This is a genomic window from Curtobacterium sp. PhB115 (assembly GCF_003752025.1).
GTDB lineage: Bacteria > Actinomycetota > Actinomycetes > Actinomycetales > Microbacteriaceae > Curtobacterium.
The window spans coordinates 184754-210598 of sequence record NZ_RJKR01000010.1; the positions used below are offsets into that span (position 1 = coordinate 184754).

The 25845-nt window shown below is 71.2% G+C and carries 26 protein-coding genes; 15 read left to right on the plus strand and 11 right to left on the minus strand.

Translation table 11 applies throughout. From position 1 onward, the window contains the following. Positions 1 to 9: 9 nt before the first annotated feature. On the minus strand, positions 10 to 1032 hold the full coding sequence (gene ligD, locus EDF19_RS15045) for a non-homologous end-joining DNA ligase (RefSeq protein WP_123681666.1): 1023 nt from the start codon (positions 1030 to 1032) through the stop codon (positions 10 to 12). A 32-nt stretch (positions 1033 to 1064) separates the two neighbouring features. Between ligD and EDF19_RS15050 the strand changes: the two genes are divergently transcribed. The 3 genes from EDF19_RS15050 to EDF19_RS15060 all read left to right on the plus strand — a co-directional run bounded on the left by EDF19_RS15050 (position 1065) and on the right by EDF19_RS15060 (position 3936). Further along, positions 1065 to 1961 (plus strand): DUF429 domain-containing protein, encoded by an 897-nt coding sequence (locus tag EDF19_RS15050; RefSeq protein WP_123681667.1) that lies wholly within the window; start codon positions 1065 to 1067, stop codon positions 1959 to 1961. Positions 1962 to 1970: 9 nt separating this feature from the next. Next, complete coding sequence (locus EDF19_RS15055; protein WP_123681668.1) at positions 1971 to 3173, plus strand: glycosyltransferase; 1203 nt, start codon at positions 1971 to 1973, stop codon at positions 3171 to 3173. Positions 3174 to 3306: 133 nt separating this feature from the next. After that, entirely contained in the window at positions 3307 to 3936 is a 630-nt protein-coding gene (locus EDF19_RS15060) for a uracil-DNA glycosylase (RefSeq protein ID WP_123681669.1), read from the plus strand. Here the strand turns inward: EDF19_RS15060 and EDF19_RS15065 are convergent. Next, positions 3928 to 4356 (minus strand): DUF6892 domain-containing protein, encoded by a 429-nt coding sequence (locus EDF19_RS15065; RefSeq protein ID WP_123681670.1) that lies wholly within the window; start codon positions 4354 to 4356, stop codon positions 3928 to 3930. The two genes, EDF19_RS15060 and EDF19_RS15065, sit on opposite strands and share 9 nt — an antisense overlap. Before the next feature lie 98 nt (positions 4357 to 4454). Between EDF19_RS15065 and EDF19_RS15070 the strand changes: the two genes are divergently transcribed. Both EDF19_RS15070 and EDF19_RS15075 read left to right on the plus strand, forming a co-directional pair. Then, on the plus strand, positions 4455 to 5909 hold the full coding sequence (locus tag EDF19_RS15070; RefSeq protein ID WP_123681671.1) for an APC family permease: 1455 nt from the start codon (positions 4455 to 4457) through the stop codon (positions 5907 to 5909). Between the two features lie 372 nt (positions 5910 to 6281). Further along, positions 6282 to 6902, plus strand: a complete 621-nt coding sequence (locus tag EDF19_RS15075) for a hypothetical protein (RefSeq protein ID WP_123681672.1) — start codon at positions 6282 to 6284, stop codon at positions 6900 to 6902. A 53-nt stretch (positions 6903 to 6955) separates the two neighbouring features. Here the strand turns inward: EDF19_RS15075 and EDF19_RS15080 are convergent, their stop codons facing one another. The 3 genes from EDF19_RS15080 to EDF19_RS15090 all read right to left on the minus strand — a co-directional run bounded on the left by EDF19_RS15080 (position 6956) and on the right by EDF19_RS15090 (position 8402). Next, a complete protein-coding gene (locus tag EDF19_RS15080; protein ID WP_123681673.1) occupies positions 6956 to 7390 on the minus strand; it encodes a hypothetical protein in 435 nt (144 codons plus the stop codon). Between the two features lie 185 nt (positions 7391 to 7575). Beyond that, positions 7576 to 8049 carry a DUF6264 family protein gene (locus EDF19_RS15085; protein ID WP_395860450.1) on the minus strand — a complete coding sequence of 158 codons (474 nt, stop codon included), beginning with the start codon at positions 8047 to 8049 and terminating at the stop codon, positions 7576 to 7578. After that, positions 8022 to 8402, minus strand: coding sequence for a hypothetical protein (locus tag EDF19_RS15090; protein WP_123681675.1), 381 nt, complete (start codon positions 8400 to 8402; stop codon positions 8022 to 8024). The genes EDF19_RS15085 and EDF19_RS15090 overlap by 28 nt, the downstream gene beginning before the upstream one ends. Before the next feature lie 86 nt (positions 8403 to 8488). On the opposite strand from EDF19_RS15090, the gene EDF19_RS15095 reads away from it, so the two are divergent. Continuing rightward, positions 8489 to 8824 carry a hypothetical protein gene (locus EDF19_RS15095; protein WP_123681676.1) on the plus strand — a complete coding sequence of 112 codons (336 nt, stop codon included), beginning with the start codon at positions 8489 to 8491 and terminating at the stop codon, positions 8822 to 8824. Positions 8825 to 8932: 108 nt separating this feature from the next. Here the strand turns inward: EDF19_RS15095 and EDF19_RS15100 are convergent, their stop codons facing one another. After that, entirely contained in the window at positions 8933 to 9424 is a 492-nt protein-coding gene (locus EDF19_RS15100) for a DUF427 domain-containing protein (protein WP_123681677.1), read from the minus strand. A gap of 233 nt (positions 9425 to 9657) precedes the next feature. Between EDF19_RS15100 and EDF19_RS15105 the strand changes: the two genes are divergently transcribed. Beyond that, positions 9658 to 11076 (plus strand): amino acid permease, encoded by a 1419-nt coding sequence (locus tag EDF19_RS15105; protein ID WP_123681678.1) that lies wholly within the window; start codon positions 9658 to 9660, stop codon positions 11074 to 11076. Here EDF19_RS15105 and EDF19_RS15110 read toward each other — a convergent pair. Further along, positions 11073 to 11270, minus strand: a complete 198-nt coding sequence (locus EDF19_RS15110) for a hypothetical protein (protein WP_123681679.1) — start codon at positions 11268 to 11270, stop codon at positions 11073 to 11075. The genes EDF19_RS15105 and EDF19_RS15110 overlap by 4 nt on opposite strands. 128 nt (positions 11271 to 11398) lie before the next feature. Between EDF19_RS15110 and EDF19_RS15115 the strand changes: the two genes are divergently transcribed. The 5 genes from EDF19_RS15115 to EDF19_RS15135 all read left to right on the plus strand — a co-directional run bounded on the left by EDF19_RS15115 (position 11399) and on the right by EDF19_RS15135 (position 18588). After that, positions 11399 to 14914, plus strand: coding sequence for a DEAD/DEAH box helicase (locus EDF19_RS15115; protein WP_148071110.1), 3516 nt, complete (start codon positions 11399 to 11401; stop codon positions 14912 to 14914). Between the two features lie 59 nt (positions 14915 to 14973). Then, entirely contained in the window at positions 14974 to 15780 is an 807-nt protein-coding gene (locus EDF19_RS15120; RefSeq protein WP_123681681.1) for an HNH endonuclease family protein, read from the plus strand. A 146-nt stretch (positions 15781 to 15926) separates the two neighbouring features. Beyond that, on the plus strand, positions 15927 to 16724 hold the full coding sequence (locus EDF19_RS15125; protein WP_123681682.1) for an SDR family oxidoreductase: 798 nt from the start codon (positions 15927 to 15929) through the stop codon (positions 16722 to 16724). 111 nt (positions 16725 to 16835) lie between these two features. Then, complete coding sequence (locus tag EDF19_RS15130; RefSeq protein WP_123681683.1) at positions 16836 to 17495, plus strand: GPP34 family phosphoprotein; 660 nt, start codon at positions 16836 to 16838, stop codon at positions 17493 to 17495. A 382-nt stretch (positions 17496 to 17877) separates the two neighbouring features. Continuing rightward, positions 17878 to 18588, plus strand: a complete 711-nt coding sequence (locus EDF19_RS15135; RefSeq protein WP_123681684.1) for a hypothetical protein — start codon at positions 17878 to 17880, stop codon at positions 18586 to 18588. A 24-nt stretch (positions 18589 to 18612) separates the two neighbouring features. Here EDF19_RS15135 and EDF19_RS15140 read toward each other — a convergent pair whose 3' ends face one another. Together EDF19_RS15140 and EDF19_RS15145 are read right to left on the minus strand one after the other, a co-directional pair. Beyond that, positions 18613 to 22104, minus strand: a complete 3492-nt coding sequence (locus EDF19_RS15140; RefSeq protein WP_123681685.1) for a bifunctional RecB family nuclease/DEAD/DEAH box helicase — start codon at positions 22102 to 22104, stop codon at positions 18613 to 18615. Between the two features lie 76 nt (positions 22105 to 22180). Then, positions 22181 to 22396 (minus strand): DUF1653 domain-containing protein, encoded by a 216-nt coding sequence (locus tag EDF19_RS15145; RefSeq protein WP_260217227.1) that lies wholly within the window; start codon positions 22394 to 22396, stop codon positions 22181 to 22183. Between the two features lie 47 nt (positions 22397 to 22443). On the opposite strand from EDF19_RS15145, the gene EDF19_RS15150 reads away from it, so the two are divergent. The 3 genes from EDF19_RS15150 to EDF19_RS15160 all read left to right on the plus strand — a co-directional run bounded on the left by EDF19_RS15150 (position 22444) and on the right by EDF19_RS15160 (position 24084). Further along, positions 22444 to 23043 (plus strand): TMEM175 family protein, encoded by a 600-nt coding sequence (locus EDF19_RS15150; protein ID WP_123681686.1) that lies wholly within the window; start codon positions 22444 to 22446, stop codon positions 23041 to 23043. Between the two features lie 130 nt (positions 23044 to 23173). Further along, positions 23174 to 23608 carry a thioredoxin family protein gene (locus EDF19_RS15155; protein ID WP_123681687.1) on the plus strand — a complete coding sequence of 145 codons (435 nt, stop codon included), beginning with the start codon at positions 23174 to 23176 and terminating at the stop codon, positions 23606 to 23608. Continuing rightward, positions 23605 to 24084 carry a DUF4395 domain-containing protein gene (locus EDF19_RS15160; protein ID WP_123681688.1) on the plus strand — a complete coding sequence of 160 codons (480 nt, stop codon included), beginning with the start codon at positions 23605 to 23607 and terminating at the stop codon, positions 24082 to 24084. The genes EDF19_RS15155 and EDF19_RS15160 overlap by 4 nt, the downstream gene beginning before the upstream one ends. Before the next feature lie 170 nt (positions 24085 to 24254). Here the strand turns inward: EDF19_RS15160 and EDF19_RS15165 are convergent, their stop codons facing one another. Together EDF19_RS15165 and EDF19_RS15170 are read right to left on the minus strand one after the other, a co-directional pair. Continuing rightward, positions 24255 to 24722: a hypothetical protein gene (locus tag EDF19_RS15165; protein WP_185022882.1), complete on the minus strand. Its 468-nt coding sequence runs from the start codon at positions 24720 to 24722 to the stop codon at positions 24255 to 24257. Positions 24723 to 24843: 121 nt separating this feature from the next. After that, positions 24844 to 25785 (minus strand): ADP-ribosylglycohydrolase family protein, encoded by a 942-nt coding sequence (locus EDF19_RS15170; protein WP_185022883.1) that lies wholly within the window; start codon positions 25783 to 25785, stop codon positions 24844 to 24846. Between the last annotated feature and the right edge of the window lie 60 nt (positions 25786 to 25845).

A 25845-nucleotide genomic window follows, 5' to 3' on the forward strand; every position in this document is an offset into this window, starting at 1 on the left:
CGCGGGCTGTCAGCTCGTCTTCTTCGCGCGGGACGGTTGGACGCGCGGCGGCTCCCCCGGCATCTTCGGGAAGTCCGGCGGGAACGGCAGCTCCCCCTCGCCGTTCGCCAGGTCCCGGTCCCACCACTCGAGCAGGGGTGCGATGCTCGCGGGTGCGTCGTGCATGGCCTCCCACGGGTCGCCGGTGGTCGCGAGGCGCTCCGGGACCGTCCGGATCGTGAACGTCGTCGGGTCCGCGGTGGGCAGTTCCTCCCACGTGATCGGTGTCGACACCGAAGCGTGCGCAAGGGCCCGCGGGCTGTAGGCACCGGCCATCGTGCGGTCGCGGTTCGCCTGGTTGAAGTCGACGAAGACCCGCTGCCCGCGTTCCTCCTTCCACCACGCCGTCGTCACCCGGTCGGGCATCCGCCGTTCGAGTTCCCGCGCGGCGGCGATCACGGCGTGCCGGACGTCGAGGAACTCGTACTCGGCGCGGATCGGTGCGAAGACGTGCAGTCCACGGTTGCCGCTCGTCTTGATCCACGTCGTCAGACCGACCTCGTCGAGCACCTTCCGGAGCTCCTGCGCGACCGGCACCGTGTCGTCGAAGTCGGTGCCGGGCTGCGGGTCGAGGTCGATCCGCAGCTGGTCCGGGTGGTCGCTGTCCTCGGCGCGGGAGGCCCACGGGTGGAAGACCACGGTGTTCATCTGCGCTGCCCAGACCGCCACGGCCGGCTCGTCGATCACGAGCTGCGGGTGCGACCGGGCACTCGGGTAGGTCACCGCGACGGACCGCACGTAGTCCGGGGCACCCTTCGGCGGGTTCTTCGAGAAGAACTGCTCGCCGTCGACGCCGCCGGGGAACCGCTGCAGCGAGATCGGTCGGTCGCCGTTCGCCCGGACGAAGGCGTCGCCCACGATCACGAGGTACTCGGCGAGGTCGAGCTTGGTGATCCCGGCCTCGGGCCAGAGCACCCGCGAGGGACTGCTGATCCGGACCTCCCGGTCGCCGTCCGGCCCGGGCACCGTCAGCGTCGTCGCTTCGCTCGCCATGCCCCGGACCGTACACGGTGCACGATGGGTGGGTGAGCGCGTACCTCGGAGTCGACCTGGCGTGGGGACTCGGCACCCCGGACCGCGCACCGAACGAGACAGGACTCGTCGCGATGGATCCCGCCGGCACGATAACCGATGCCGGCTGGGCCCGCGGAGTCGATGCGGTCACCGCCTGGGTCGCCGCGCACCTCGGGCCACGCTCGCTGATCGCCGTCGACGCCTCGCTCGTCGTGACGAACCCCACCGGCATCCGCGAGGCCGAACGGCAGGTCGGACAGCGCTACGGCCGGTGGAAGGTCGCCGCGAACCCGACGAACCTGGCCTCTGCGGCGAGCGCCGGCGCCCGGCTGCTCGACCGGCTGACCGAGCTCGGCGTGGAGTACGTCTCGAGCACCGACGCGATGCGTGAGCGGAGCGGTCCGGCGATGTTCGAGTGCTACCCGTACACGACCCTCGTCGGCGTCGAGGAGCTCGGCTACGACGTCGAACGTCCCCGGTACAAGCGACTCGACCCCACCGTTCCCGCCGGGGTCGCCCGTGCCCGCCGCGCGGAGGCCTTCGACGAACTGGTCCGGCGGCTGCGGGAGACCCCGCTCGACCCGCCGATGCAGCTCGACTCGCACCCGCTGACGCAGCGGCTGGCCGACCCGTCGGTGCTGCACGGACCCACGCACAAGCACCGGGAGGACCTGCTCGACGGCGCCCTGTGCGCCTGGACGGCCGCGTTCTGGGAGCGACACGGCGACCAGCGCGTGCAGATCCTGGGAGGTGATCGTCCCCACCGGCACGGCCCGGACGCCGCTGGCGCGTCGCCCGGGAACCGGCGGCGTGGGCCCAGCCTCCAGGCGGACCCGATGGACGAGGCGGGCCGCCAGCCCGTCGTGGTGGCGCCCGCGCGCCCGTCGCAGCGGGGTCCGCGCGGCTAGGGTTGACCGGTGAGCACCACCACCGAACCCCTGCACATCGGGTTGGTGTCGCTGCACACCTCCCCCGGCGACGAACCCGGATCGGGCGAGGTCGGCGGCATGAACGTCGTCGTCCGCCACCAGGCCGAGGCGCTGGCCGACCGCGGCCACCACGTCGACATCATCACGCGCCGCTCAGCGCCGACGCAGCCGGACTCGGTGTCGCTCGTGCCGGGCGTGTGCCTGAGGTTCCTGTCCGCCGGGCCAGCTGAGCCGGTTCCGAAGGGCGAGCACGACGCGTTCATCGAGCCGTTCCGCCACGAGCTCGAACAGCTCGGGCCGTTCGACGTACTGCACTCGCACCACTGGTTCTCCGGCGCGGCGGCGCTCCCCGTCGCCCGGGAGCGCGGGATCCCCCACGTGCAGTCCTTCCACTCCATCGCCGCCGACCCCGAGACGCCGTTGTCCGAGGGTGAGCGCCCCGAGTCCGCGGGACGGATCGCGGGCGAGCAGGTCCTGGCACGGGAGTCGGACGCCGTCGTCGTGGTGTCCGAGGCCGAGGCGACCACCGTCCGCACCCGGCTCGGCGGCGCCGACTCCCGCGTGTGGATCGTCCCGCCGGGCGTCGACGGTTCGGTGTTCCGACCGGCAGGCGCGGGCGCGCGTCGCGCCGCCGAACCCTACGTCGTCGCAGCGGCACGCGTACAGCCGTTGAAGGGGCTCGACCTGGCGATCGAGGCGATCGCCGGCATCAGCCTGGAGGCCCGCCCCACGTTGGTCATCGCGGGTGACGCCTCGAGTGAGGCAGGTGACTACGTGGACGAACTGCGCCGGCTCGCGGCCGCGCACGGCATCGCCGACCGCGTCACCTTCATCGGTCCGCAGTCACGGGCCGACCTGGCGTTCCTGTTCCGTGGCGCGGCAGCCGTGCTCGTGCCGTCGCACTCCGAGACGTACGGCCTCGTCGCGCTCGAGGGCTCCGCTTCCGGGGTGCCGGTCGTGGCCGCCGCGGCCGGGGGCCTCCGCGAGGCCGTGGTCGACGGGGAGACCGGCGTCGTGCTGGAGTCCCGCGACCCCGCGGTGTGGGCTGCGGAGATCGAACGGATCCTGACGGACTCCGGGTACGCGGCCGGGCTGGCATCGGCGGGCCGTGAGCACGCCGAGCGCCTGAGCTGGGAGCGTTCCGCCGCCGGGCTCGAGGACGTGTACCGCCGGGTGCTCGGGCGCGCGTGAGCGGGGGTGGCGGCGGTGTCGGTGTCGGTGTCGGTGTCGGTAGTGCAGTGTGCGAGGTTCCGCACACTGTGGGACGGCGCGAGGCTCGCACCGTGACCGGAACCTCGCACACCGCAGGCTCGGAGCGGCGCGCGTGAGCGGGTTCGAGGCGTTCTGGGCGTCGCTCGACGCCGTGCCGGTGGAGCCCGACGCCGAGGCGCTCTACGACGTCGGGTCCGTAGAGGGTCGGCTGCGACGCGAGAACTTCTCCCGGTACCTGGAACGGCTCAGGCCGGCGGCGGACACACTGCTCGTCGCCGAGGCCCCCGGCTGGCGCGGCATGACGAACACGGGCATCCCGTTCACGAGCATGCGCGAGCTCGATGCGGAACGCGCTGGCGATGAGTACCTCGTGCCGTCAGCGCCGACGGCACCCTGGGAAGCGTCGTCGCGTGTCGTGCACCAGGCGCTCGAGGGCTGGACCGGTCCGCTCCCCGTCGCCTGGGCGATCTTCCCGCACCACCCGTTCGTCGCGCCCGACCGGCTGACGAACCGGACGCCTCGTCCCGCCGAGGTCCGCTCGGGAGCACCGGTCGCACTCGCACTGCTCGACGCACTCGGCGGGGTCGATCGTGTCCGGGTCGTGGCCGTCGGCCGGAAGGCACAGGGAGCACTCGCCCTCGCCGGCATCGACGCCGTCGCGGTCCGGCACCCGGCGCAGGGCGGCGCGAAGCAGTTCACCGAGCAGCTGCAGGCGCTGTCACGGGAACGCCCGTCAGGCTGAGCGGACCTCGACGCCCTTCTCGGCGAGCCGCTCGGACACGTACGCGGGCAGCGGTGCCGCGGCGAACACGGTCCTGAGCTCCGGCAGTTCGAGGAGGTCGTCCCAGTTCTGCGGGTCGAAGCGGTCGTCGGAGCCGTCCCAGCCGGGGTGCACGTCCTGCAGCACCTCGAGGTCGGAGTCGACGGTCAGTTCGGTGACCAGGGAGAGCTGCGACGGCAGCAGCTCGAGGTCGTCGTAGTACTCGCGGGCCCGGTCGTCCAGCCCGTCGACGTCGAGGTCCTCGTCGGTCTCCTCTTCCGCCTCGGGGTTGTACGGGTCGAGCACGTCGAGGTCGTAGCAGAGGACGTCGAGCACGAGGAGCTTCGCGTTGAAGTCCGCGAACTCGACGGGTTCCTCGGTGGTGTTCGACTCGTGGTCCATGGCCCGGAGCGTATCCGGCAGGGCACGAGCGTGTTGCGATCTGCGGGGAGCTTCCTGTGAAACCGGACAGAGTGATGTCCCCCGGAAGAGGGTGATGCATGGCCACAACCAACACGGACCGCCCACAGCAGGAGCAGACCGAGCTCCGCCGGGTCATCGGTCCCAAGCTCCTGCTGCTGTTCATCGTCGGCGACATCCTCGGTACGGGTGTCTACGCGCTCACCGGTCAGGTCGCGGCAGAGGTCGGTGGAGCAGCGTGGCTCCCCTTCCTCATCGCCTTCGCGGTCGCGCTCCTCACCGCGTTCTCGTACCTCGAACTCGTCACGAAGTACCCGCAGACCGCCGGTGCCGCGCTCTACGTGCACAAGGCCTTCGGCATCCACTTCCTCACCTTCATCGTCACCTTCATCGTGATGTGCTCCGGGATCACGTCGGCGTCGACGGCTTCCCGGGCGTTCGCGGCGAACCTCGGCGCCGGCTTCGGGCTGGAGTTGCCGAACGGCGTCGTGATGCTCATCGCGATGGGCTTCATGCTCGCCGTGATGGCCATCAACTTCCGTGGCGTCAGCGAGAGCGTGAAGACGAACGTCGTGCTGACCCTGGTCGAGCTGTCCGGCCTCGTGATGGTCATCCTGATCGGCTTCTGGGCGATCGCGGGCGGCAACGCGGACTTCTCCCGCGTGGTCATGTTCGAGACGCCGGAGGACAAGACCCTGCTGCTGTCGATCTCCACCGCGACGTCGTTGGCGTTCTTCGCGATGGTCGGCTTCGAGGACTCGGTGAACATGGCCGAGGAGACGAAGGACCCCTCGCGCATCTTCCCGAAGGTCATGCTCACCGGCCTCGGCATCACCGCGGTGATCTACGTGCTCGTGTCGATCTGCGCCGTCGCCGTGGTGCCGATCGGGCAGCTCGCCGGCAACGAGACCCCGCTCGTGACCGTCGTGCAGACCGCAGCACCGGACTTCCCGATCGCCGACCTGCTGCCGTTCATCTCGATGTTCGCCGTCGCCAACACCGCCCTGATCAACATGATGATGGCGTCACGACTGCTCTACGGCATGAGCAAGCAGGGCGTCCTGCCCGGGTTCCTGTCCCGCATCTCCCCCGCCCGCCGCACCCCGTCGACCGCGATCGTCTTCACCACGCTGATCTCGCTCCTGCTGATCGGGTGGGTCTCGCTCGACCCGGACTCCCCCATCGTCGTGGTCCTCGGTGGCACCACCTCGCTCCTGCTGCTGTCGGTGTTCGCGATCGTGAACGTCACGGTGCTGGTGCTCCGGCGCGACAAGGTCGACCACAAGCACTTCCGTGCCGGCGTGATCATCCCGGTGATCGGTGTCGTCACCTGCCTGTGGCTGGTGCTGCCGTTCTCGTCCGGGCGTGACCCGCAGCAGTACCAGATCGCCGGCGCGCTGCTCGCCCTGGGTGTGCTGCTCTGGATCCTGACGTGGTTCACCCACGGCCGGAAGCAGGCGGAGAAGGCCCCGACCGGACTCGTGACGGAGCCCACCAAGGTCCAGCAGCCGCCGCACGACCACCGCGACGTCTGATGGACGCGACCGCCGTCATCTGGACGATCGTCATCGCGGCCATCGCGCTCGTCTCCCTGTCCGCCGGCGGATGGGGTCGGAGCCGGTCGCGCCGACGCCGACGCTGACGCTGACGCGCGGACGACGCTGACACCCGGACGACGCTGACGACGCTGCTGACGGTCCTGGTGCACGACGCCCGCGTTCGGTGCACCAGGACCGTCAGTTCGTCACGGCGGCCCCCGATCGGGCGGGTGCGGTCCCCAGGCGGCCCCCGATCGGGCGGGTGCGGCTCCCAGGCGGCCCCCGATCGGGCGGGTGCGGTTCCCAGGCGGCGACCGTACGCTCGTCGTGCTCCGCCCGCCCCGCCCCCGCCCGTCGAGAGGTCCCGTCATGCGCCGTGTCGGCATCACCCTGGCGTCGGTGTTCGGTGCCGGCATCGTGGCCGTGGGCATCGGCGTCGTCGTGCTCGTCGTCATCGCGGTGAACTCACTCGCCGGCATCGCACGCTCCAGCGCCACCGAGGCCGCCCCGACCTGCCCGAACGTCGCATCGAAGACCGTCGGCGGGCTCGTCGTCCCCGCTGGCCCGATCGCCGGCTTCTGCCAGGACCGCCTGGTGAACGCCGCGTCCGTGATCGAGGCCGCAGAGGACCTCGGCATCGGACCGCACACCCAGGCCGTCGGGGTGATGACCGCGATCGGGGAGTCCAGCCTGGTGAACCTCGACCACGGGGACGCCGCCGGCCCGGACAGCCGCGGACTTTTCCAACAGCGGGACAACGGCGCGTGGGGCACGTACGAGCAGCGGATGGACCCGTACACCGCCGCGTCGAAGTTCTACGCGAAGCTCGTCAAGGTCCCCGGGTGGAAGACGATGACCCCGACGCAGATGGCGCACGCGGTGCAGGTCAACTCGGACCCCGAGCACTACGCGAAGTCGTGGCCGGCGGCGAAGGCGGTCGTCGAGGGCCTCACCGGCGAGACCGTCCCGGACACCGCTCCCCAGGACTGAGCAACCGCCCACGACGCGGGCGCTCACGACCCGGGCACTCACGACCCTGGCGCTCACGACGCCTCGGCCAGTTCGTCTTCGTCCAGCTCGACGATCGAGGCACCCCCGCGGTGCACGAGGACCTGGGCGCGCAGCCGCACCCGGTGTTCGTCGAAGGCGCAGGCGCACGCGTCGACCCACTCCCAGTCGACGGGCTGGAGCATCGAGTCGTCCGGGCGCTCCCAGACCAGCACGACGTCGACCGCCGCGAGCTGCTCCACGATGTCGGCGACGAGCGATCCGAGGTCGTCGACGTGTTCGTCCGGGTGCGACGGCAACTCGGAGATGGGCAACAGGAACGGGATCGGGACGCTGCGGTCGTCGAGGAACAGCACCCAGCACTGCCGTCGCAGGGGATCCCCCACGACGGCGGAGACGAGTTGGACGACGTCGTCGTCGGTGCGGACGGGCGTGCGGATGAGGCGGTCGAGCATGTCGGTGTCTGGCATGCCCCAAGCCTGACGACGAAGACGGGCCCCTCAGCCGACCGGACCGCATCTGTGGACCGCATGCCCCCGAACCGCCCCCTGTGGAGGAACGAGCCCAGGAACGAGCCCAGGAACGACCCCGGGAACGACCCCGGGAACGAGCCCAGGAACGACCCCACCGAGGACCAACACCCCGGAAGAACCCCTCAGATCCCGTGCGTCACCGAACTGTCGACGAGCAGCAGCGCCCCGAAGAACACCGCCACCACGGCCGCCATCCCGACCAGCACGAACGGCCAGGCCAGCCGGCGCCGCACGAGCCGCAGCACGCACACCACGATCGAGGCGACGAGCACCACTGCAACCAAGATCGGCCCCACGGTGACGGCCGAGTCACCGAGCCCGACGTTGCACGTGTTCCCCGGTGCCGCACACGACATGAACGCCAACGACATCAGCTTGATGCCCCACCCCGCTGCCAACGCTTCGATCGTCAACAACACGAGCAGGGCGATGGAGGCGACCATGTCCGCGACGCGGCGGCGGCCTGCCAGGGGGTGGCGGGCCTCCCGTCCGAACCGTGCCGGACCCGACCCGAGCGGATCCGGACCGGCCCCGAGGGCCGGACCGGACTGCCGGGCGGGCGCGTCCATCAGGACCGCCGGCCGCGCGTGGACCAGAGGGCTGCCGCGATGAGGAGCGGCTGCCCGAAGAGCCGTGCGACGCGCTTCTCGTCGGAGTCCAGGCCGAACGCGTCGCGGCGGTTCACCCACTGCGACAGGTTGCCCGGGAAGATCACGGTGAAGAAGAACGCGGCGACGTTGCCGACGAACCGGCGTGCCGGCCCCGGCGCGAGGACGAGCGCCGATCCGAGCCCGATCTCGGCCACTCCGGAGGCCAGCACCGTGGTGTCGTCGGACAGCGGGACGAAGTCGGGCACCTGCGCTGTGAACTCCTTCCGCGCGAACGTGAGGTGGCTCGTGCCGGCGAACACGAGCGCCAGGCCGAGCAGGACGCGGAGGAAGGAACGCATGCACCCATCGTGCCCGTTCACCGACGGGTGCGACCAGTCGGGCGCGCGTCACACGGATCGTGGACATGCTCGGTACATTCAGACGCATGGGAGCAGCGTCTCGGGACCACGAACCACCGGCAGCTCCAGCGACGTTCGCAGTCCTGCTCGGACCGGTCGCGTTCTACCTCGGGATCATCGTCCCCGCGCAGGGCACGGTTCGGCACGTCCTGCTCGGAGCGGCGTTCGGCATCGTGTGCGTGCTGAGCGGGTGGCGTGCGATCGCGATCGCCGGTCGGCGCCGCCGTGGCGTGCAGGTCTGGGCGTGGATCGGCATCGTGATCGGCGTGGCCGGGTTGGTCATGCTGGTCTGGCAGGTGCTGGTGATCGTCACCGGCGGCGCGTTCCCGCCACCGTTCTGGTCGCCCTACGCGAACCGCTGACGTCCGTCGCGGACACCCGGCCTGGAGGCGCGGCTCGCCTCCGCCCCGCCGCTCACGCCCCCGGGGCGGTCGCGCCGCAGGGCCGCGGTCGCGTCGGGGACGCCGGCCTCACCAGCCGAGGGTGCCGGCCGCGCCCTTGAACGGACCGACGACGTCCGCCGTGATCCAGCCGCCGTAGAAGTCCCCGTCCTGGGCCTGGACGACCTCGCCGCCGACCTCGCACGAGTCCATCGCCGAGGGGTAGATCGCGACCCGGTCCCGCAAGGACTCGTACCCGGGTTCGGGCGTGGGGTAGTTCCACGCAGCCCGGGAGGCCACGACACCGTCCCCACCCACCACGTCGAAGTAGCGCGCTCGGCCCTTGAACTCGCACATGCTCGACCCCTGGGCGGGGCGGAGCTCGAGGTCCGCCATCGGCAGGTAGTACACCGGCGGGTGCGACGTCTCGAGGACCCGCACGGCATCGGTGGTGTCCGCGACGACGGCTCCGCCGAGCCGCACGACCACCCGAGCGGTGACGGGTTCGACGGCGGGCGGCCGCGGGTAGTCCCAGACGGACTCCTGTCCGGGGCCGGGTTCGATCCGAGTGGGATGGCGCATGCCCCCTGTGTACTCGCGCGCGCCGGACGCCCGCCGGGCCGCGCGAGCCCGCCGGGCCGCGCGACGCCCGCCGGGCCCGCCCGAGTTCACGGGCTCACCGACACCTCACGGGCCGGCGCGCGCGTGAAGTGTCGGTGAGCGCGAAACTCCGCGCGGCCCACCGCCCACCCGCCGCGCGGCCCACCCGCACCACGCCGCGCGCGCCGGACGCCCGCAGGGTGCACCATGGGCGGGTGACGACGACGACACGCACCCTCTTCCGACGGAAGCCCATCGACACGATCGATGACGAGACCGGGGCCGAGGACGGCCTGAAACGACACCTCGGCCTGTGGCAGCTCACCGCGATCGGCATCGGCGGCATCATCGGCGCCGGCATCTTCACCCTCGCCGGCACGGTCGCGAACGGCGTCGCCGGACCAGCAGTGCTCATCAGCTTCCTCGTCGCCGGCGTCGCCAGTGCCGCGGCAGCGCTGTCGTACGCCGAGTTCGCGGGCCTCATCCCGAAGGCCGGCAGCGCGTACACGTACGGCTACGCGGTCCTCGGCGAGATCGTCGGCTGGTTCATCGGCTGGGACCTGCTGCTCGAGTACACGGCGATCGTGGCGGTGGTCGCGATCGGCATCTCCGGCTACGTCGGGTTCCTGGTCGGCCAGTTCGGCATCGACCTGCCCGCGTGGATGCTCGGTGCGCCCGGCACCGGCGACGGCCACGTCATCGACGTCTTCGCGATCATCCTGTGCCTGCTCACCGCGTTCGTCCTCACCCGCGGCATCCGGAGCGCCGCCCGGTTCGAGTTCGTCGCCGTCGGCATCAAGGTCGCGCTCGTCGTGCTGATCGTGGTGCTCGGCGTGTTCCACATCAACAGCTCGAACTACTCCCCCTACTTCCCGTTCGGCTTCGGCGGCGTGATGACCGGTGCCGCGACGGTGTTCTTCGCCGTGTTCGGCTACGACGCCATGTCCACCGCGGCCGAGGAGTCCACCGACGCCCGGAAACACATGCCGAAGGCGATCCTGCTGTCCCTCGGCATCTCGATGGTCCTCTACGTGCTGGCGACCCTGGTGCTGACGGGCATGCAGAAGTACACCGACATCGACCCGGCCTCGGGCTTCTCGTCGGCGTTCGCCTCGGTCGGGCTCGGCGGTGTCGCGAACGTCATCGCGATCGGCGCCATCGTCGGCATCATCACGGTGCTCGTCACCTTCATGCTCGGTGCGAGCCGGGTCTGGTTCTCGATGAGCCGCGACGGCCTGATGCCGAAGTGGTTCGCGAAGACCGACCCGAAGCGCCACGTCCCCACCCGGGTCACCTGGATCCTCGGCATCGCGTCGGCGGTCCTGGCCGGGGTCCTGCCGATCGGGGTCGTCGCCGAACTGACGAACATCGGGATCCTGCTCGCGTTCGTGGTGGTCTGCTCCGCGGTGATCGTGCTCCGCTACCGCCAGCCCGACCTCGACCGGCAGTTCCGGCTGCCGTTCATGCCGGTGATCCCGATCATCGGCGTCATCGCGTCGCTGTGGCTCGTGACGTTCCTGCAGTGGGAGACGTGGGTGCGGTTCGCGGTCTGGTTCGCGATCGGCCTCGGCGTGTACTTCGGCTACTCACGGAAGCACAGCAAGCTCGCCACCACCGAGAAGACGAACGGCTAGCGGCCGCTCCAGCGCACCCAGCCCTGCACCTGCGCGGCCGCGCTCTCGAGCGACGAGTGCGCCCCGTTGATCGAGTGGTCGGGCGAGTCCACGGTGAACTGGTCCGTACGGGTGACGTCGCAGACGACCTCGGAGCCGAGCCACACGTTCCAGTGGTCCTCCGAGTCGTGCACCCACCGCAGTCGGTCCGGCATGAGCGTGTTCCAATCCGATGGGGAGCGGAGCACGGTCACCGGGCTCCGCAGCAGACGGTAGCCCTGTCGGATGTGCGCCGTTCAGCCCGGCGGCGTCGGGCGTCGGTGGCACCTGGCACGATTGACCCGTGCCAGCAGCCCCGATGATCGACGCCGTCGACGTCATCCGCTTCGTCGGGCCGCAGACCTTCGGCCGCGCACGCGACGTCGTCCGCGCCGGACTCGTCGACGACGCCACCTGGCACGACGACACCGGCACCGTCACGGCGACCGTCTCCGGTACCGCCGACGCCCCGTACGAACTCAGTGTCGACACCACCCCGGCCCGCGGCGACTTCGTCCGCCCGGTCCGCAGCGCCTGCTCCTGCCCCCTCGGCGGCGACTGCAAGCACGTCGCCGCCGCACTCCTCACCATCAACGCGCGTGCCCTCGCCGCGAACGCCGGCCCACGCCCGGAAGCGCCGGCTCCGCCGCCCTCGGACTGGAGGCACGACCTCGCCCGCCTCGCCGGTGACGACGAGCGGCCGGTCGCGCCGCAGGGCACGCGGATGGGTCTGCAGTTCGAGTTGCGTGACGCGGTCCCCGCCGGGCTCGCGTCCCGCGCCCGGGCCGCCGGCCGTGCCCTGCCCGCGCCGTCCCGGACGGTGCGGCTCGGGGTGCGTCCGGTCAGCCGCAGCGCCGCCGGCAACTGGGTGCGCGGGCAGCTGACCTGGGGCACGCTCCCCTACTCGCAGAACCGGCTCGGCATCGGCACCGAGCAGCACGGCTGGTTCATGCAGCTCGCGGCCCTGCACCGTGCGGGGCAGCTGGCCGGACTTCCCGGCGAGAGCGACTGGATCCACCTCGACGACTTCCGCAGCCCGCTGCTCTGGCCGCTGCTGCGACAGGCCGCTGCGCTCGACATCGCCTTCGTGACCGGCAAGCGCGAGGGCGGGGTGGTCCTCGGTGAGCAGGCGCAGGTGCTCCTCGACGTCGCCCGGCACGACGACGCCGTGGTGATCGGTGCGAGCGCGGTGCTCGACGGCCGCCCGGTGGTGCCCGGAGCGGCACGGATGATCGGCGACCACGGCGTCTACGTGTTCCGCGAGAGCCCCGACTTCACGGTCGCCTTCGCACCGACACCGGCACCCGTGCCCGAGGACCAGCGCCGCATGCTCCTCGAGGGCACCCGCATCACCGTCCCCGACGCCGAGGTCGACGAGTTCCTGGCCGACTGGTCCCCGCGGCTCCGCGGTGCGCTCGGACTCGTCAGTTCCGACGGCTCGATCGAGCTGCCGGAGCGCACCCCGCCCGAACTCGTGCTCACCGCGACGTTCGAGCCGGCCCGGGCACCCCGCACCGACGACCGCGTGCACCTGCACTGGCGCTGGCACGTCGACGGCCGGAAGGACCCGGTCTCGCTGCACGGGCCGCTCCCCGACCTGACGGGACTCCGCGCCGCGGACGACCCAGCCAGCACCGACGACCCAGCCAGCACCGACGACCCGGCTCGCACCGACGACCCGGCTCGCACCGACGACCCGGCTCGCACCGACGACCCGGCTCGCACCGACGATCCAGCCAGCACCGACGACCCGGCCACGGCCGTGGAGCCGGCCACGTCGACGGCGTCGGCCGACGACGCGCCCGCGGGCGGGCCTCCCGGCAGTCCCGCGGGACCCGGTGGCGGACTGGACTGGTTCCAGGACGGCACCATCGACGGAGCCGACGTCGCGGTGTTCGCGAACGAGTTCCTGCCGGAGCTGCCGGCGCTCGGCGTCCGCACCGTCGTGCAGGGCGAACGCGTCGACTACGAGCGGTTGAGCGGGCGACCGCACATCCGCGTCACGACGATGCCGTCGGACAAGCACGACTGGTTCGACCTCGGCATCATCGTCAGCGTGAACGGCAAGCAGATCCCGTTCACGCCGCTGTTGACCGCACTTGCCGGTCGGCAGCGGCGGCTCAAGCTCATCGACAACTCGTACCTGTCCCTCGCCGATCCCGCGTTCGACCGACTCAAGGAGCTCATCGACGAAGCTCGGGAGCTCGACGAGTGGGAGCCCGACCAGCCGATCGCGGTCACGCCGATGCAGGCCGGGTTGTGGACCGAGTTCGACCTGCTCGCCGACGAGACCTCGCACGACGAGCGCTGGCAGGAGATCACCGCGGGTCTGATGGGGGCGACTCCCCCGGGTGACGTCCCGGTGCCGGACACCGTGCACGCCGAGCTGCGGCCGTACCAGCACGCCGGGTACGCGTGGCTGTCGTTCCTGGTGTCGCACGGCATCGGCGGGGTGCTCGCCGACGACATGGGCCTCGGCAAGACCTTGCAGGTCCTCGCGATGATCGCCGCCCGTCGCGCCGCCGAGCCCCTGGCGCCGCCGTTCCTCGTCGTCGCACCGACCTCCGTCGTCGGCAACTGGGCGACCGAGGCGGCGAAGTTCACTCCGTCGATCCGGGTGGCGACCGTGACCTCGACGTCGCTGAAGGACCCTGGGCTCGTGGCCCGCACCGCTGCCGAGGCCGACGTCGTCGTGACCTCGTACGCGCTGCTCCGGCTCGACGCCCAGGCGTGGACGGACCTGCCGTGGTCGGCGCTCGTGCTCGACGAGGCCCAGTTCGTGAAGAACCCGGCATCCCAGACCCACCGGGTGGCGTCGGAACTCCGGGCGCCGGTGAAGTTCGCGATCACCGGCACCCCGCTCGAGAACGGGCTGACCGACCTGTGGGCGCTGTTCCACATCGTCGCTCCCGGTCTGTTGTCCTCGTGGACACGGTTCGGCGACGACTACGTGAAGCCCCTCGCCTCGCCCGAGCTCCGTGGCGAGGCCCGGCAGGAACTCACCGCGAAGCTCCGCCGCCGGATCCGGCCGCTCATGCTCCGCCGCACGAAGGAAGCCGTCGCCGCCGACCTGCCGCCGAAGCAGGAACAGGTCGTCCGGGTCACGCTCGACCCCGCGCACCGGGCCCTGTACGAACGGACGCTCAACCGAGAGCGACTCAAGGTCCTCGACCTGATCGACGACCTGTCCAAGAACCGGATGATCGTCTTCCGGTCGCTGACGCTGCTCCGGATGCTCGCGCTGTCGCCGGCGCTGGTGTCGTCGGGGTCGTCGCTCGCCGACGATCCCGCCGAGGCTCCTGCTGCCCCGATCCCCTCGGCGAAGCTCGACCTGCTGCTCGACGAACTCGAACAGCTCGCGGCCGAGGGGCGTCGTGCCCTGGTGTTCAGCCAGTTCACGTCGTTCCTCCGGATGGTGTCCGATGCCCTCGACGAACGGGGCATCGGCTACGAGTACCTCGACGGCTCCACGCGCAAGCGCCCGCAGGTGATCGAGCGCTTCCGGCAGGGCACCGCGCCGGCGTTCCTCATCTCGTTGAAGGCCGGCGGCTTCGGGCTCACCCTGACCGAGGCGGACACCGTGTTCGTGCTCGACCCGTGGTGGAACCCGGCCGCCGAGTCCCAGGCCGTCGACCGCACCCACCGCATCGGACAGACCCGGTCGGTGAGCGTCCAGCGGTTCATCGCCGAGGACACCATCGAGGAGAAGGTCCTCGCCCTCGCCGCCCGCAAGGCCGAGCTGTTCGCCACGATGATCGACGACGACGCCCTGTTCGCCGACGACCTGACCGCCGACGACATCCGCTCGTTGCTCACCTGACACCCACGCCGTTCCGCCCGCACCACCGTTCCGCCCCGCACCACTGGAGTCCCACCCGCATGACGTCCCGCCGACGCCGCCGTACCCGCATCAGCCTGACCTCCGTCCTCGTCGTCCTCGCCCTCGCGGTCGGTGGCTACGCACTCGACGCCACCGGCGTCATCGGTCCGGACGCCGACGCGGCTGCCGGGCCCACGGCAGTCGCCACGGCCACCGTCGGGACCGAGAGCGACGCACCGGAGCCGAGCCGCGCCTCCAGGCCGACGGACGCGACCGCCCCGACGGATCCGACCGTCAGCACATCGACCGACACCGACGCCGCCGACGCCCGCGCGGTGCTCGCCACGCTGCCCGTGAAGGGCAAGTCCGCCGGCACCGGGTACGACCGCACCGGCGAGTTCGGCAGCGCCTGGATCGACGTCGACGACAACGGCTGCGACACCCGGAACGACGTGCTCGCCAGGGACCTCAGCGACATCGTGCGGCAGGGGCCGTGCAAGGTCATGACCGGCACACTCGTCTCGCCGTACACCGGGGCGACGATCGACTTCGTCCGCGGGAACACGACCTCGACCCTCGTGCAGATCGATCACGTGGTCGCGCTCGAGAACGCGTGGCGCACCGGAGCCCAGCAGCTGAGCCAGTCCGAACGCGAGGCCCTGGCGAACGACCCGTCGAACCTGTTCGCCGTCGACGGCCGGTCGAACTCGCAGAAGGGCTCCGGCGACGCCGCGACCTGGCTGCCTGCGAACAAGGCCTTCCGCTGCACCTACATCGAGCACCAGGTCTCGGTGAAGGCCGAGTACCGGCTCTGGGTCGCACCGGCCGAGCACGATGCGATGGAGCGGATCCTGAGCACCTGCTGACTCCCGCCAGCAGCCGTAAAGCAACAGGTGTAGTCTAGACGCCGTCGATGCGAATGCATCGTTCGGACTCGCTGCCCAGCGCCGCACCACGAGCACCGCGCGGACCCCGAGCCCTTCACCGTCGAAGACCTCAGGAGGCCTCCCCCATGCCCGAAACCAGCACCGCCCGCTTCACCGACCGCGTCGTCCTCATCACCGGCGGCGGCTCCGGCCTCGGTCGCGCCACCGCCGTCCGCCTCGCCGCAGAAGGCGCTGCGCTCTCCCTCGTCGACGTCTCCGAGCAGGGACTCGAGGCCTCGAAGGCCGCCGTCCTCGAGGCGGCTCCCGACGCCCAGGTCCTCACCACCGTCGCCGACGTCTCCGACGAAGCCCAGGTCGAGGCCTACGTCACCGCGACCACCGAGCGCTTCGGCCACATCGACGGCTTCTTCAACAACGCCGGCATCGAGGGCAAGCAGAACCCCACCGAGTCCTTCACCGCCGAGGAGTTCGACCGCGTCGTGTCGATCAACCTCCGTGGCGTGTTCCTCGGGCTCGAGAAGGTGCTCAAGGTCATGCGTGAGCAGGGCTCCGGCATGGTCGTGAACACCGCCAGCGTCGGCGGCATCCGCGGCATCGGCAACCAGTCCGGCTACGCAGCCGCCAAGCACGGCGTCGTCGGACTCACCCGCAACTCGGCCGTCGAGTACGGCCGCTACGGCATCCGCATCAACGCCATCGCCCCCGGAGCCATCTGGACCCCGATGGTCGAGAACTCGATGAAGCAGCTCGACCCGGAGAACCCGCGCAAGGCCGCCGAGGAGTTCATCCAGGTCAACCCGACGAAGCGCTACGGCGAGGCCCCCGAGATCGCCGCCGTCGTCGCCTTCCTGCTCTCCGACGACGCGTCGTACGTCAACGCGACGGTCGTCCCGATCGACGGCGGACAGTCCGCCGCGTACTGAGCTCGGCTCGGGCGCCGGGTGCGCGTGCGCGGTGCCAGCCCGGCGCGCACGCGCGCTGGGCATCGGCCTGGAGGCACGGCGCACCCCCGCCACGCGTGGCAGGCTGCGGACATGGCTGAGCAACTCACGGTCCCGCAGGCGTTCGCGCTCCTCCAGCTCGCGCCGGACGGCAAACGGGCCCTCGCCTCGCAGGCCTTCGACATGGCCCTGGCCGGCGCAGTGCTCGCCGACCTCGCGCTGCGCGGGGTCGTGTCCCTCGAGGACGGCCGCGTCACCGTCACCAAGGGTGCGGCCACCGACGATCCAGTGCTCGACGGCGTCGTCGGGACCATCGCCGCGTCCGGTGCGCCCCGCAAGGCGAAGTGGTGGGTGACCCGGCTCGGCAAGCGGCCGCTGCGGGACGACGTGTTCGGCAGCCTCGTGCAGCGGGGCATCGTCGTGTCGGAGCAGCGCAAGGCCCTCGGCATCTTCCCCACCACCGCCTACCCGGAACGCGACGGCGGCCCGGAGTCCCTCGTGCGGGCCGCGATCGCCGACGTCCTCGCGGGTCGCACCGCACCGACGCCGTTCTCCGCCGCGGTCATCGGGTTGCTCGACGCGACGAACACCCTGCGTCGCCAGTTCGGCAATGTCGACCGTTCGCTCGTGAAGGACATCACCTCGGGCAGTTGGGCGGCCCCGGCCGTCAAGGCGGTGCTCGACGAGATCCAGATGAGCGTGATCATCGGCGCCGTCGCCGCGACCACTGCTGCGACGACCGCTTCGAGCTGACGGCGGCGGGCAGAGGAGGCCCGAAGGTTTCTCGACCGTTGGCGGTTCTGGTTCACGAACAGCAGGTATCAAGAACCGGAACCGTCTGCGGCCGGGATGGACTCCCACTCCCGCTGCCCTCCGCGGCTGAACACGAGCGCCCCAGTTCTGGGGATCGCTCAGGTCACCGGTCCCCACCAGGATTGTTCCGTCGTGCGGAACGAACGGGGGAACGACGATGCCGCTGGGTGGACCGGGACCGCGTGATTGGTCCCCTTCGGAGTACTCGTCCGGTTCGACCGGAGGCACACCTCGTCGAGGACCGAGGCTGTACGCACCGTCGCCGCTGCTGAACGCACAGCCGCGACGACGCACGCGACCATGGGCCTTCGCGACCCTCTCGATGCTGCTCGGGGTGTTCAGCGTGGTCGTCGGCGTCGCCGAACCGCAGCGGTCGGGCATCCAGACCGGCTTCATCGTGTCGACGGTCGGCATCCTCGCGATCGTCGTCGGGGTCCACGCGGTGAAGGTCGCACGGTGGAGCTCGTCGGCCACTCGAGCCTTCGGTCGCGGCGGCGCGGTCCTCGGCGGCGTCGGCACCGCACTCATGGCGTACGCCCTCATCGGCGTCGCACTGAGCGGGACCGGCGTGCAGCTGCCCGCGCTCTCGCTGCCCAGCACCGAGTACCGGTCGGAGCTCGACACCGTCGCGCTCCCGACACCCGATGCCACCCCGACGCCGACGCCGGCTCCTGCCCCTGCGTCCGCGCCCGCGGATGCCGAGGGCTCCGTACCGAACGTCGTGACCGAGAACGTCCCCACCACGGTGGACATCGAGCGGGCAGGGGTCGTGCAGAGCGCCGGCACGCTGGCGTACGTCATGAAGCAGTCCTTCGGCGCCGGCCCGTACCCGGCGACGCTGACGGTGGGCATGGCCGCGCCGGAACGGATCCTGCTGCTCGACGGCACACCGTTGGCTCCGATCCCGGACGGCGCGAGGGTCCTCTACTCCGCGGCCCCGGACGGCTCGTCGTGGTCCGTCACCATCATCGGCGCACGGTTCGGGGCGGTGGCGACCTTCAGCTCGACGGTCGGAACGGTCCAGGCCGGCTGACCTCGCTGGGCGGAGCGGAGGGCCTCAGCGGGGGTCGACCAGCTCGATGAAGCGGGACAGCAGGGACAGGCCGGAGATCGACGGCGGTAGGCCCGTGGTCAGCGCCGGCGAGTGCACGAGGTACGCCGCCCACTTCGCCCGGGACAACGCCACGTTCAACCGGTTCGGCATGAGCAGGAAGTCGAGGCCCCGCGGGATGTCGGCCGCACTCGACGCTGCGAGCGACACGATCGACACGACGGCCTCGCGGCCCTGGAACAGGTCGACCGTGCCGACCTGGGTCCCGGTGAACCCGGCACGGTCAAGCTCCTGACGGATCAGCGCCCCCTGCGCGTTGTACGGGGCGACGACGATGACGTCCTCGTCGGTGAGCGTCCGGGTGGAGTCGCCGTCGGTCCAGGTCCGCCCGACGACGTCGGCGACGAGCTCCACCACGCGGGCGGCTTCGTCCGGGGACGACGTCGTGTTGCCCGCGTGCACGACCGGCACGGGGTGCACGCCCGCGTCGATGCCGTCGAGGTGCCGACCGGACACCATCGAAGCGAGCTGCCCGTCGTAGGACAGCGCCGAGACGGACTCGGTCAGCGCGGGCTCCATGCGACGGGTGCGGGCGAGGAAGTACCCGAACTCCGGCGGGAGCACGTGCTCACCATCGGCGAGCCAGCCCAGCGCGGACTCGTCGACGGGCTCCGGGTGCGAGCCCTGCGACACCTGGGGCAGCTGCTGGGGATCCCCGAGCAGCAGGAGTCGGGTCGCGGCGACCGTGGACGCGATCGTCGGAGCGAGGGAGAACTGCCCGGCTTCGTCGACCACGAGCAGGTCGAGGGAGCCGCGCTCGATCGTCGACTCGTTCGCGAACGTCCACGCCGTGCCGCCGACGACCCCGCCGATGCCGCTCTCCTCGCACGAGGCCAGGAACGCGGCGACGGCAGCACCGTTCTTCACGGGGGTCCACGCGGCGGCGTCGAGTTCGTCCTCGGTCGCGCCGGACTTCGGCACCTTCACGACCCGGGCCGCGGGCACGCCAGCCTGCACGACCGAGGACAGGAAGTTCTCCGAGGTCGCGTGCGACTGCCCGACGACGCCGACGCGCCACCCGTACTCGCGGACGAGCCGGGCGACGACGTTCGAGCCGACGTAGGTCTTGCCGGTGCCGGGAGGCCCCTGGATCGCCAGGTACGAGTGGTCGAGGCCGAGCAGCGTCGACACCACGGCGGACACCGTGTCGTCGCCCTGCACGGGGACGATCGCACCGCGCGGCGGAACCCGGCGGAGCAGGTCGAGCGCGGGGTCGGGCAGCATCTCGGGCAGCTCGTCGAGGACCGCCTGGCCCCATTCGGCGATCGCCTCGGGCTGCGGCTTCGCGCGCGGTGGTGCCGACGGGGCGAGCGCGACCGGGAACTCGTGGTGCGGCTCCGCGCCGACGGGCAGTCCCTCCTTCACCAGCACCTCGATCGCGTCGCCGTCGTCCCGCACGTCGATGATCTGGGCCCGGGACGACGCGCCCTTCGACCCGGGGCCCGGAGCGGCGACCGATGGCGGAAGCGGGTCGTCGTAGACGAGGTGGGGCGTGCCTCCAGGCCGGAGCCGCGAACCGGGCGCGAGCGTCCCCGACAACCGGAGTTCTCGGGACTGCGACCGGGCACGCGGCAGCGTGTCCCAGTCGCGCTCGACGGACGCACGCTCGACGACCAGAACGTCGCGGGTGTCGGCCCAGTCGTCGACGGGGTTCCGGAGTCGGTCGAAGTGGTCCTGCCAGAAGGTCTTCGCCTCGCGCCGGTGGTAGTCGATCGCGGCTGCGGCGAGCGCCAACGCGGTCTGGTCCGGTGTGCGGTCGAGTGCGTTCACGTCCGCGATGTGCGCCGCCAGGGCGACGTACACCGGGTTCGGCTCGCGCTCGACGGGGATCGGCGGGACGTCGAGCTCGAGTGCCGGATCCGCTGCGTCCGGGTCGTCGGTGCGCAGCGACCGGAGCCAGTCCCGCAGGCGCAGGGTCGAGCGGCAGTCGTAGGCGTTGTAGTCCGCGACCTCGTCGAGCATGTGCTGGCCGGCGGCGGGGTCGCCGTTCCGGAGCTCCTCGATAGCGTCGACGTACGCAGTGATGCTGTCGGCGGCGTTCGTGACGTCGCTGAGGCGCAGGTCCTCGCCCATGTAGAGCGGCTCGAGCTTCTTGATCGAGTAGCTGTGGCTGCCGACGACCAGGGCCTTGCGGACGATCGGGTACAGGTCGACGAGCACACCGGCGCGGAGCAGGTCGTCGACGGCGTCCTCACCCACACCGTGCCGGGCAGCGAGCGAGAGCAGGTGCGTCCGCTCGTAGGCCGCGTAGTGGTAGACGTGCATCCCCGGGTACCGCTGGCGCCGCTCGTCGATGAAGGCGAGGAAGTCGATCAGCGCTTGCCGTTCGTCGCGGATCGTGTGCGCCCAGAACGCGGTGAACTCCGCGCGGTCGTCGACCAGGCCGAACAGGTAGTCGAGTCCCCAGTGCACGCCGTCCTCGGTGTGCAGCGGGTCGCCCTCGAAGTCGAAGAAGACGTCGCCTGGGTCTGGTGCCGGGATCGCGTCGAGTGCTCGGGCGTCGAGGACCTCGAAACGCGGCTTCACGGGGTGGCTGGGCCGGTCGGCGCTCGTCCGTCCGGCAGTCTCCGTCTCGATCTGGAGGCTCGCCTGACGCACCAGCCTGTCCTGCGTCGTCCGCGACAAGCCCGGCACTGCCCGGGTGCGGACCGCCAGGTCGTCGATCGTCCGCACCCCGTGCTTGATGAGCTTCGCCCGTTGGTCCAGGCGCATGCCCGCGACGAGGACCAGGTCCCGGTGCTCCGTCACCTGGGCCGAGCAGACGGCGCAGCGGCCGCAGCTGGAGTACCGCGGGTCGCCCCACTGCAGTTCGGCGTCGGCAGTGATCCGCTCTGCGATCACGCGCTGCAGTTCGGCGCGCTGCGTGCGGTACACCGGTGTGATGTCGGCGAGGTCGTGCGTGGTCGTCGTCCGGTCACCGAGCACCAGGTGCACCTGCGCCCCGGTGGGGATGCCGTGTGCCTGCATCTGCTCGGCGTAGGCGGCGAGCTGCAGCAGGGCGCTGATCTTCGCGTGCCGGGCGAGCTTGGTGTCGTAGACCTCGTACTCGCCCTGGTCGTTGCGGATGATGAAGTCCGCGAAGCCGATGAAGCCCGGGCTGTCCGTCGAGGGCGCGGCGTGGAACGTCGGTTGGTACAGGACGTCGGCGCCGGCGGCGAAGGCCTGTCGCGCTTCGGCGGCGGCGCGTGCGTAGTCAGGCGGCGCTGGCCGGTCGAACTCGACGACGTCGCGGGTCTGCTTGAGGATCTCGAGGTAGTCGAGCTCGTGCTGGTCCCCCAGCCGAGCGGTGCGCTCGAGCATGTCGTCGTGCACGTCCGGCAGAGCATCCCCGCGACCGAGCTTGGCGTCGAGCCGGCGCAGGAACGCCCACTCGCAGGCCGACCACGTGCTGAGGTCACTCGGGCTGAGCAGCACGTGCCCGTCGACGCCGATCTGCATGCGTTCCCCCGTCTCTCTGGTGCGTTCTCACCCTAGGGGCGGGCGCCGACACCGGAGCCTCCGGGCCGCGCGGGGATCAAGCGATCGGCACGAACCGCGGCCCGTCGTACCCGTCGCGCGTCACGTGCGCCGTGAAGTCCGCCAGCGTGCGGACCCAGTGCCCGTGCTCGCCGTACAACGCCTGGTACACGACGACCGGTTCCTCGGTGTCGACGTCACGGGCGACGAGCAGCACCTCGTAGTCGTTGCCCTTGAAGTGCCGGTACCGGCCGGGAGTCACATCGTCGCTCACACCCGCGATGCTAGGGCCGGGTGGCAGCGCGCTCGTACACTCAGCCCATGACGGAGCACGCTCGCACGGACCGCGGACTCGACCGACTGGTGAACTTCTCGGACGCGACCGTCGCCATCGCGATCACGCTGCTGATCCTGCCGCTCGTCGACATCGCCGGCGACATGACCGCCGGCGAGAGTGCCGGTGACCTGCTCCAGGAGCACTGGCCCGCCCTGCTCGAGTTCCTCATCACCTTCTGGGTGATCTCCCGCTTCTGGACCCTGCACCACCAGGTGTTCGAGCACGTCCGCTCGTACAACACCCGTGTGATGCAGCTGAACTTCCTCTGGCTCATCAGCATCGTGTTCCTGCCGTTCGCCGCGAACCTGCTCAACAGCGGCGAGGACAGCGACCGGGTGGCCCACGCGCTCTACCTCGGGAGCATGGTCCTGACGAGCCTCGCCCTGACCGGCATCGAGTGGGAGCTCCGCCGTTCGCCCGAGCTGCTCGCGACCCCACTCGGCGACTCGCGGCGCGGCCTCATCGCCGCGGGGCTCCTCGCCGCCGCGCTCGTGCTCGCCGTGGTGTTCCCGACCATCGGACTCCTCTGGACCTTGCTCCTGCTGCTGCAGGGCACCATCGCGAGACTGCTGCGCCGCGTCTGAGAAGAATCGATCGATCGATGCCATCGGGCGACGCTCCATTGGTATGCCTATTGAAGGGCCGACGAAGCACCCCGCCGTCACTTGCGGTCACGTTGGCCACCGTCGCCCCCGCTCGACGTACGGTCGCGGCATGACCGTGATCGTGGCCGTCGCCGCACTCGTCGGAGTCCTCGCACTCGCGACGGTCATCGGTTTGCTCCTGCGAGCCACCACCGGCCGCGCGCAATCGGCCAAGCACACGGACGCGACCGCCACCGTCGCCGACATTGCACCAGCCGAGGCGTTCGGCACCCGCGCCACCCTCGTCCAGTTCTCCACGCCGACCTGCGCCCGCTGCCCCGCCACAGCCCGGCAGCTCGACGCCCTCGCCGCTCGACACGACGGTGTCGCACGGCTCGAGATCGACCTCGCCGATCATCCCGACCTGGCCGGCCGCTTCAACGTCCTGCAGACCCCCACGGTCCTGCTCGTCGACGGCGACCACACCGTCCGCACCCGCTTCGGAGGCCCACCCCGCCCGCCGGAACTCGCCGCAGCACTCGACACCGTCCTGGAGTCCCGATGACCAGCACCTCCGACACCTCCCGCGGCATCGACCCGCGCTCCCCGCGCTTCGGCGCCGCGATCACCAGCGTCCTGCTCGCCGTGACGATCGTCCTGACGCTGATCCCCGCGACGTGGGTCGCCGGCATCGTGCTGCTCGCCGTGGTCGTGGTCCTCTTCGCGATCGGTGGCATCGCCGGCATCCGCCGCCACCCGTACGGCGCACTGTTCCGTCGGTTCGTCCGACCACGACTCGGCCCGCCCGCCGAGCTCGAGGCCCCCGAGCCCCCGACCTTCGCGCAGCAGATCGGTCTGTTCGTCACCGCCGTCGCGCTGCTCCTCGCGCTGGTCGGCGTGCCGTACGCGGCTCCGATCGGTGCCGCGGTCGCACTGATCGCCGCGTTCCTCAACGCCGTCTTCGACGTCTGCATCGGCTGCCTGCTGTACGTGTGGCTGGTCCGAGCGGGCGTCTTCCGTCCTCGACGCGGCATCGCCTGACGGCGGTCGGCCTGGAGGCGCGGATCACGTCCGCCCCGCCGCCCGCGCCGACACCGTGGTCCCGTCCACCGCCCTGCGCAGGCCCCACAAGCCCGGCCCGCCCTGCGCACAACCAAGATCACCTCGCGCCGCGCGATTCCGCGGTGCGAGTTGACTCCGGTTGTGCGGCCTCAGTCCTTCGAGAGCCGGACCGTCGTGCTCGTCCCGGCAATGCTCACCGGGAAGCTGATCTCGTCGTCGGCGAAGGTGAAGTCCTTCGTGTCGTCCGTCGATGCCAGGAGCGCGTTGTCGGTGGCCGCCTTGTCACGCGTCGACGTCCAGACGTAGGGCAAGGTGTCATCGGTCGGCGCCGTGTACGTGCCGACCCAGAACAGCGAGGTGGTGTCGCCGCCGTCCGTGACGAAGTTCACGGTGATCGTGTCGTCGGTGATCGTGGCGCTGGTCCAGCCGTCGTCGCTCTTGGTGTTGTTCTGCTTCCAGGCGCCGGTGAGGTCCGGGATCTGCACTGGCTCCGGCGTGGGCGTGGCGGCGACCTCGGTCGTCTCGGCGCCAGAGGTGGCGTTGGTCGAGCCGGGGGTGCTGCATCCGGTGAGGACGAGCGCCGCGGCGAGCGCGATGGGCGCGATGAGCTGTTTCATGGTGACCTCATCGTTCCAGATCCTGACCATGCCTCAGGACAAGCTGCACTCCGACGATCGTCGAGCCCGGGCCCAGCGGCGGAGGCTCCCCCCACGGCAGCCTCCGACGCCGGGCCGGTGGTCAGGCGGCGAGCGCCTGCTCACTGAGCGCGACGAGGTCGTCGGCGCGCAGGTTCGGCCAGCCGTGCAGCAGCTCCCGCCATTGCGCGGGCAGCGTCGATGCGCCGTACAGCGCACCCGCGAGCCCGCCGGCGATCGCGGCGACGGTGTCCGTGTCGTTGCCGGTGCGGACTGCTCGGACCAGGGCGTCCTCGAGCGAGGAGCTCTGCTTCACCGCTGCGTAGGCGGCCTGCAACGCGGACACCACCCACCCGTTCGTCTCCGTGAAGTCGACGGGCTCCGCGTGCTCGGCCGCGACGAGTCGGTTCACCCAGACCCGGCGCTTGTCGAGGTCGAGCAGGTCGAGGCCCCGGAGCACGTCGAGCTCGCCGGTCAGCACCGCGTGCCGGATCGCCACGCACCAGAGCACGCACGCGTCCCCCGCGTCGGACTCGTGGTGGGTGAGGTCGCTGATGGCACGGGCCGCCGAGGCGAGGCGCTCCTCTTCGCCGGCGTCACCGTGCAGGTAGGCGAGCACCAGCGGTGCGGTCCGCATCAGCGACCCGTTGCCGGCGCTGCGGCCCTTGATCGCGTGTTCCTGCCGGGCCGCAGCGCGCGCTGCGGAGGCGGTCCGCGCCTCCAGGCCGGTGAGGACGTTGCGCGTCTGGATGCCGACGTCCGGCGCGTTCACCGACCATGCTGCCCAGGCGGCCACGAGGCCGTCGAGGGCCGAGTCGGATGCCGGGTCACCGCCTCGGGCGACGGTGCGGAGGATGGGGACGGCCATGCTCGTGTCGTCCGTCCACTCCCCCGGCGCCCAGCCGAACGAGCCGCCGCCGGCCATCCGGATCGGTGTGGGCGCGGGGACTGCGGGTCGGAACTCGTACCCGGCGCCGAGGGCGTCTCCGGCGGCGGAACCGAGGACGGCGCCGACAGCTCGGTCGTGGATCTGCGGGTTGGTCATGAGGACCTCCGGGTCGAGTTTGCGCAGGATTGCGTAAAACCGATCCTGCACCACTCGTCG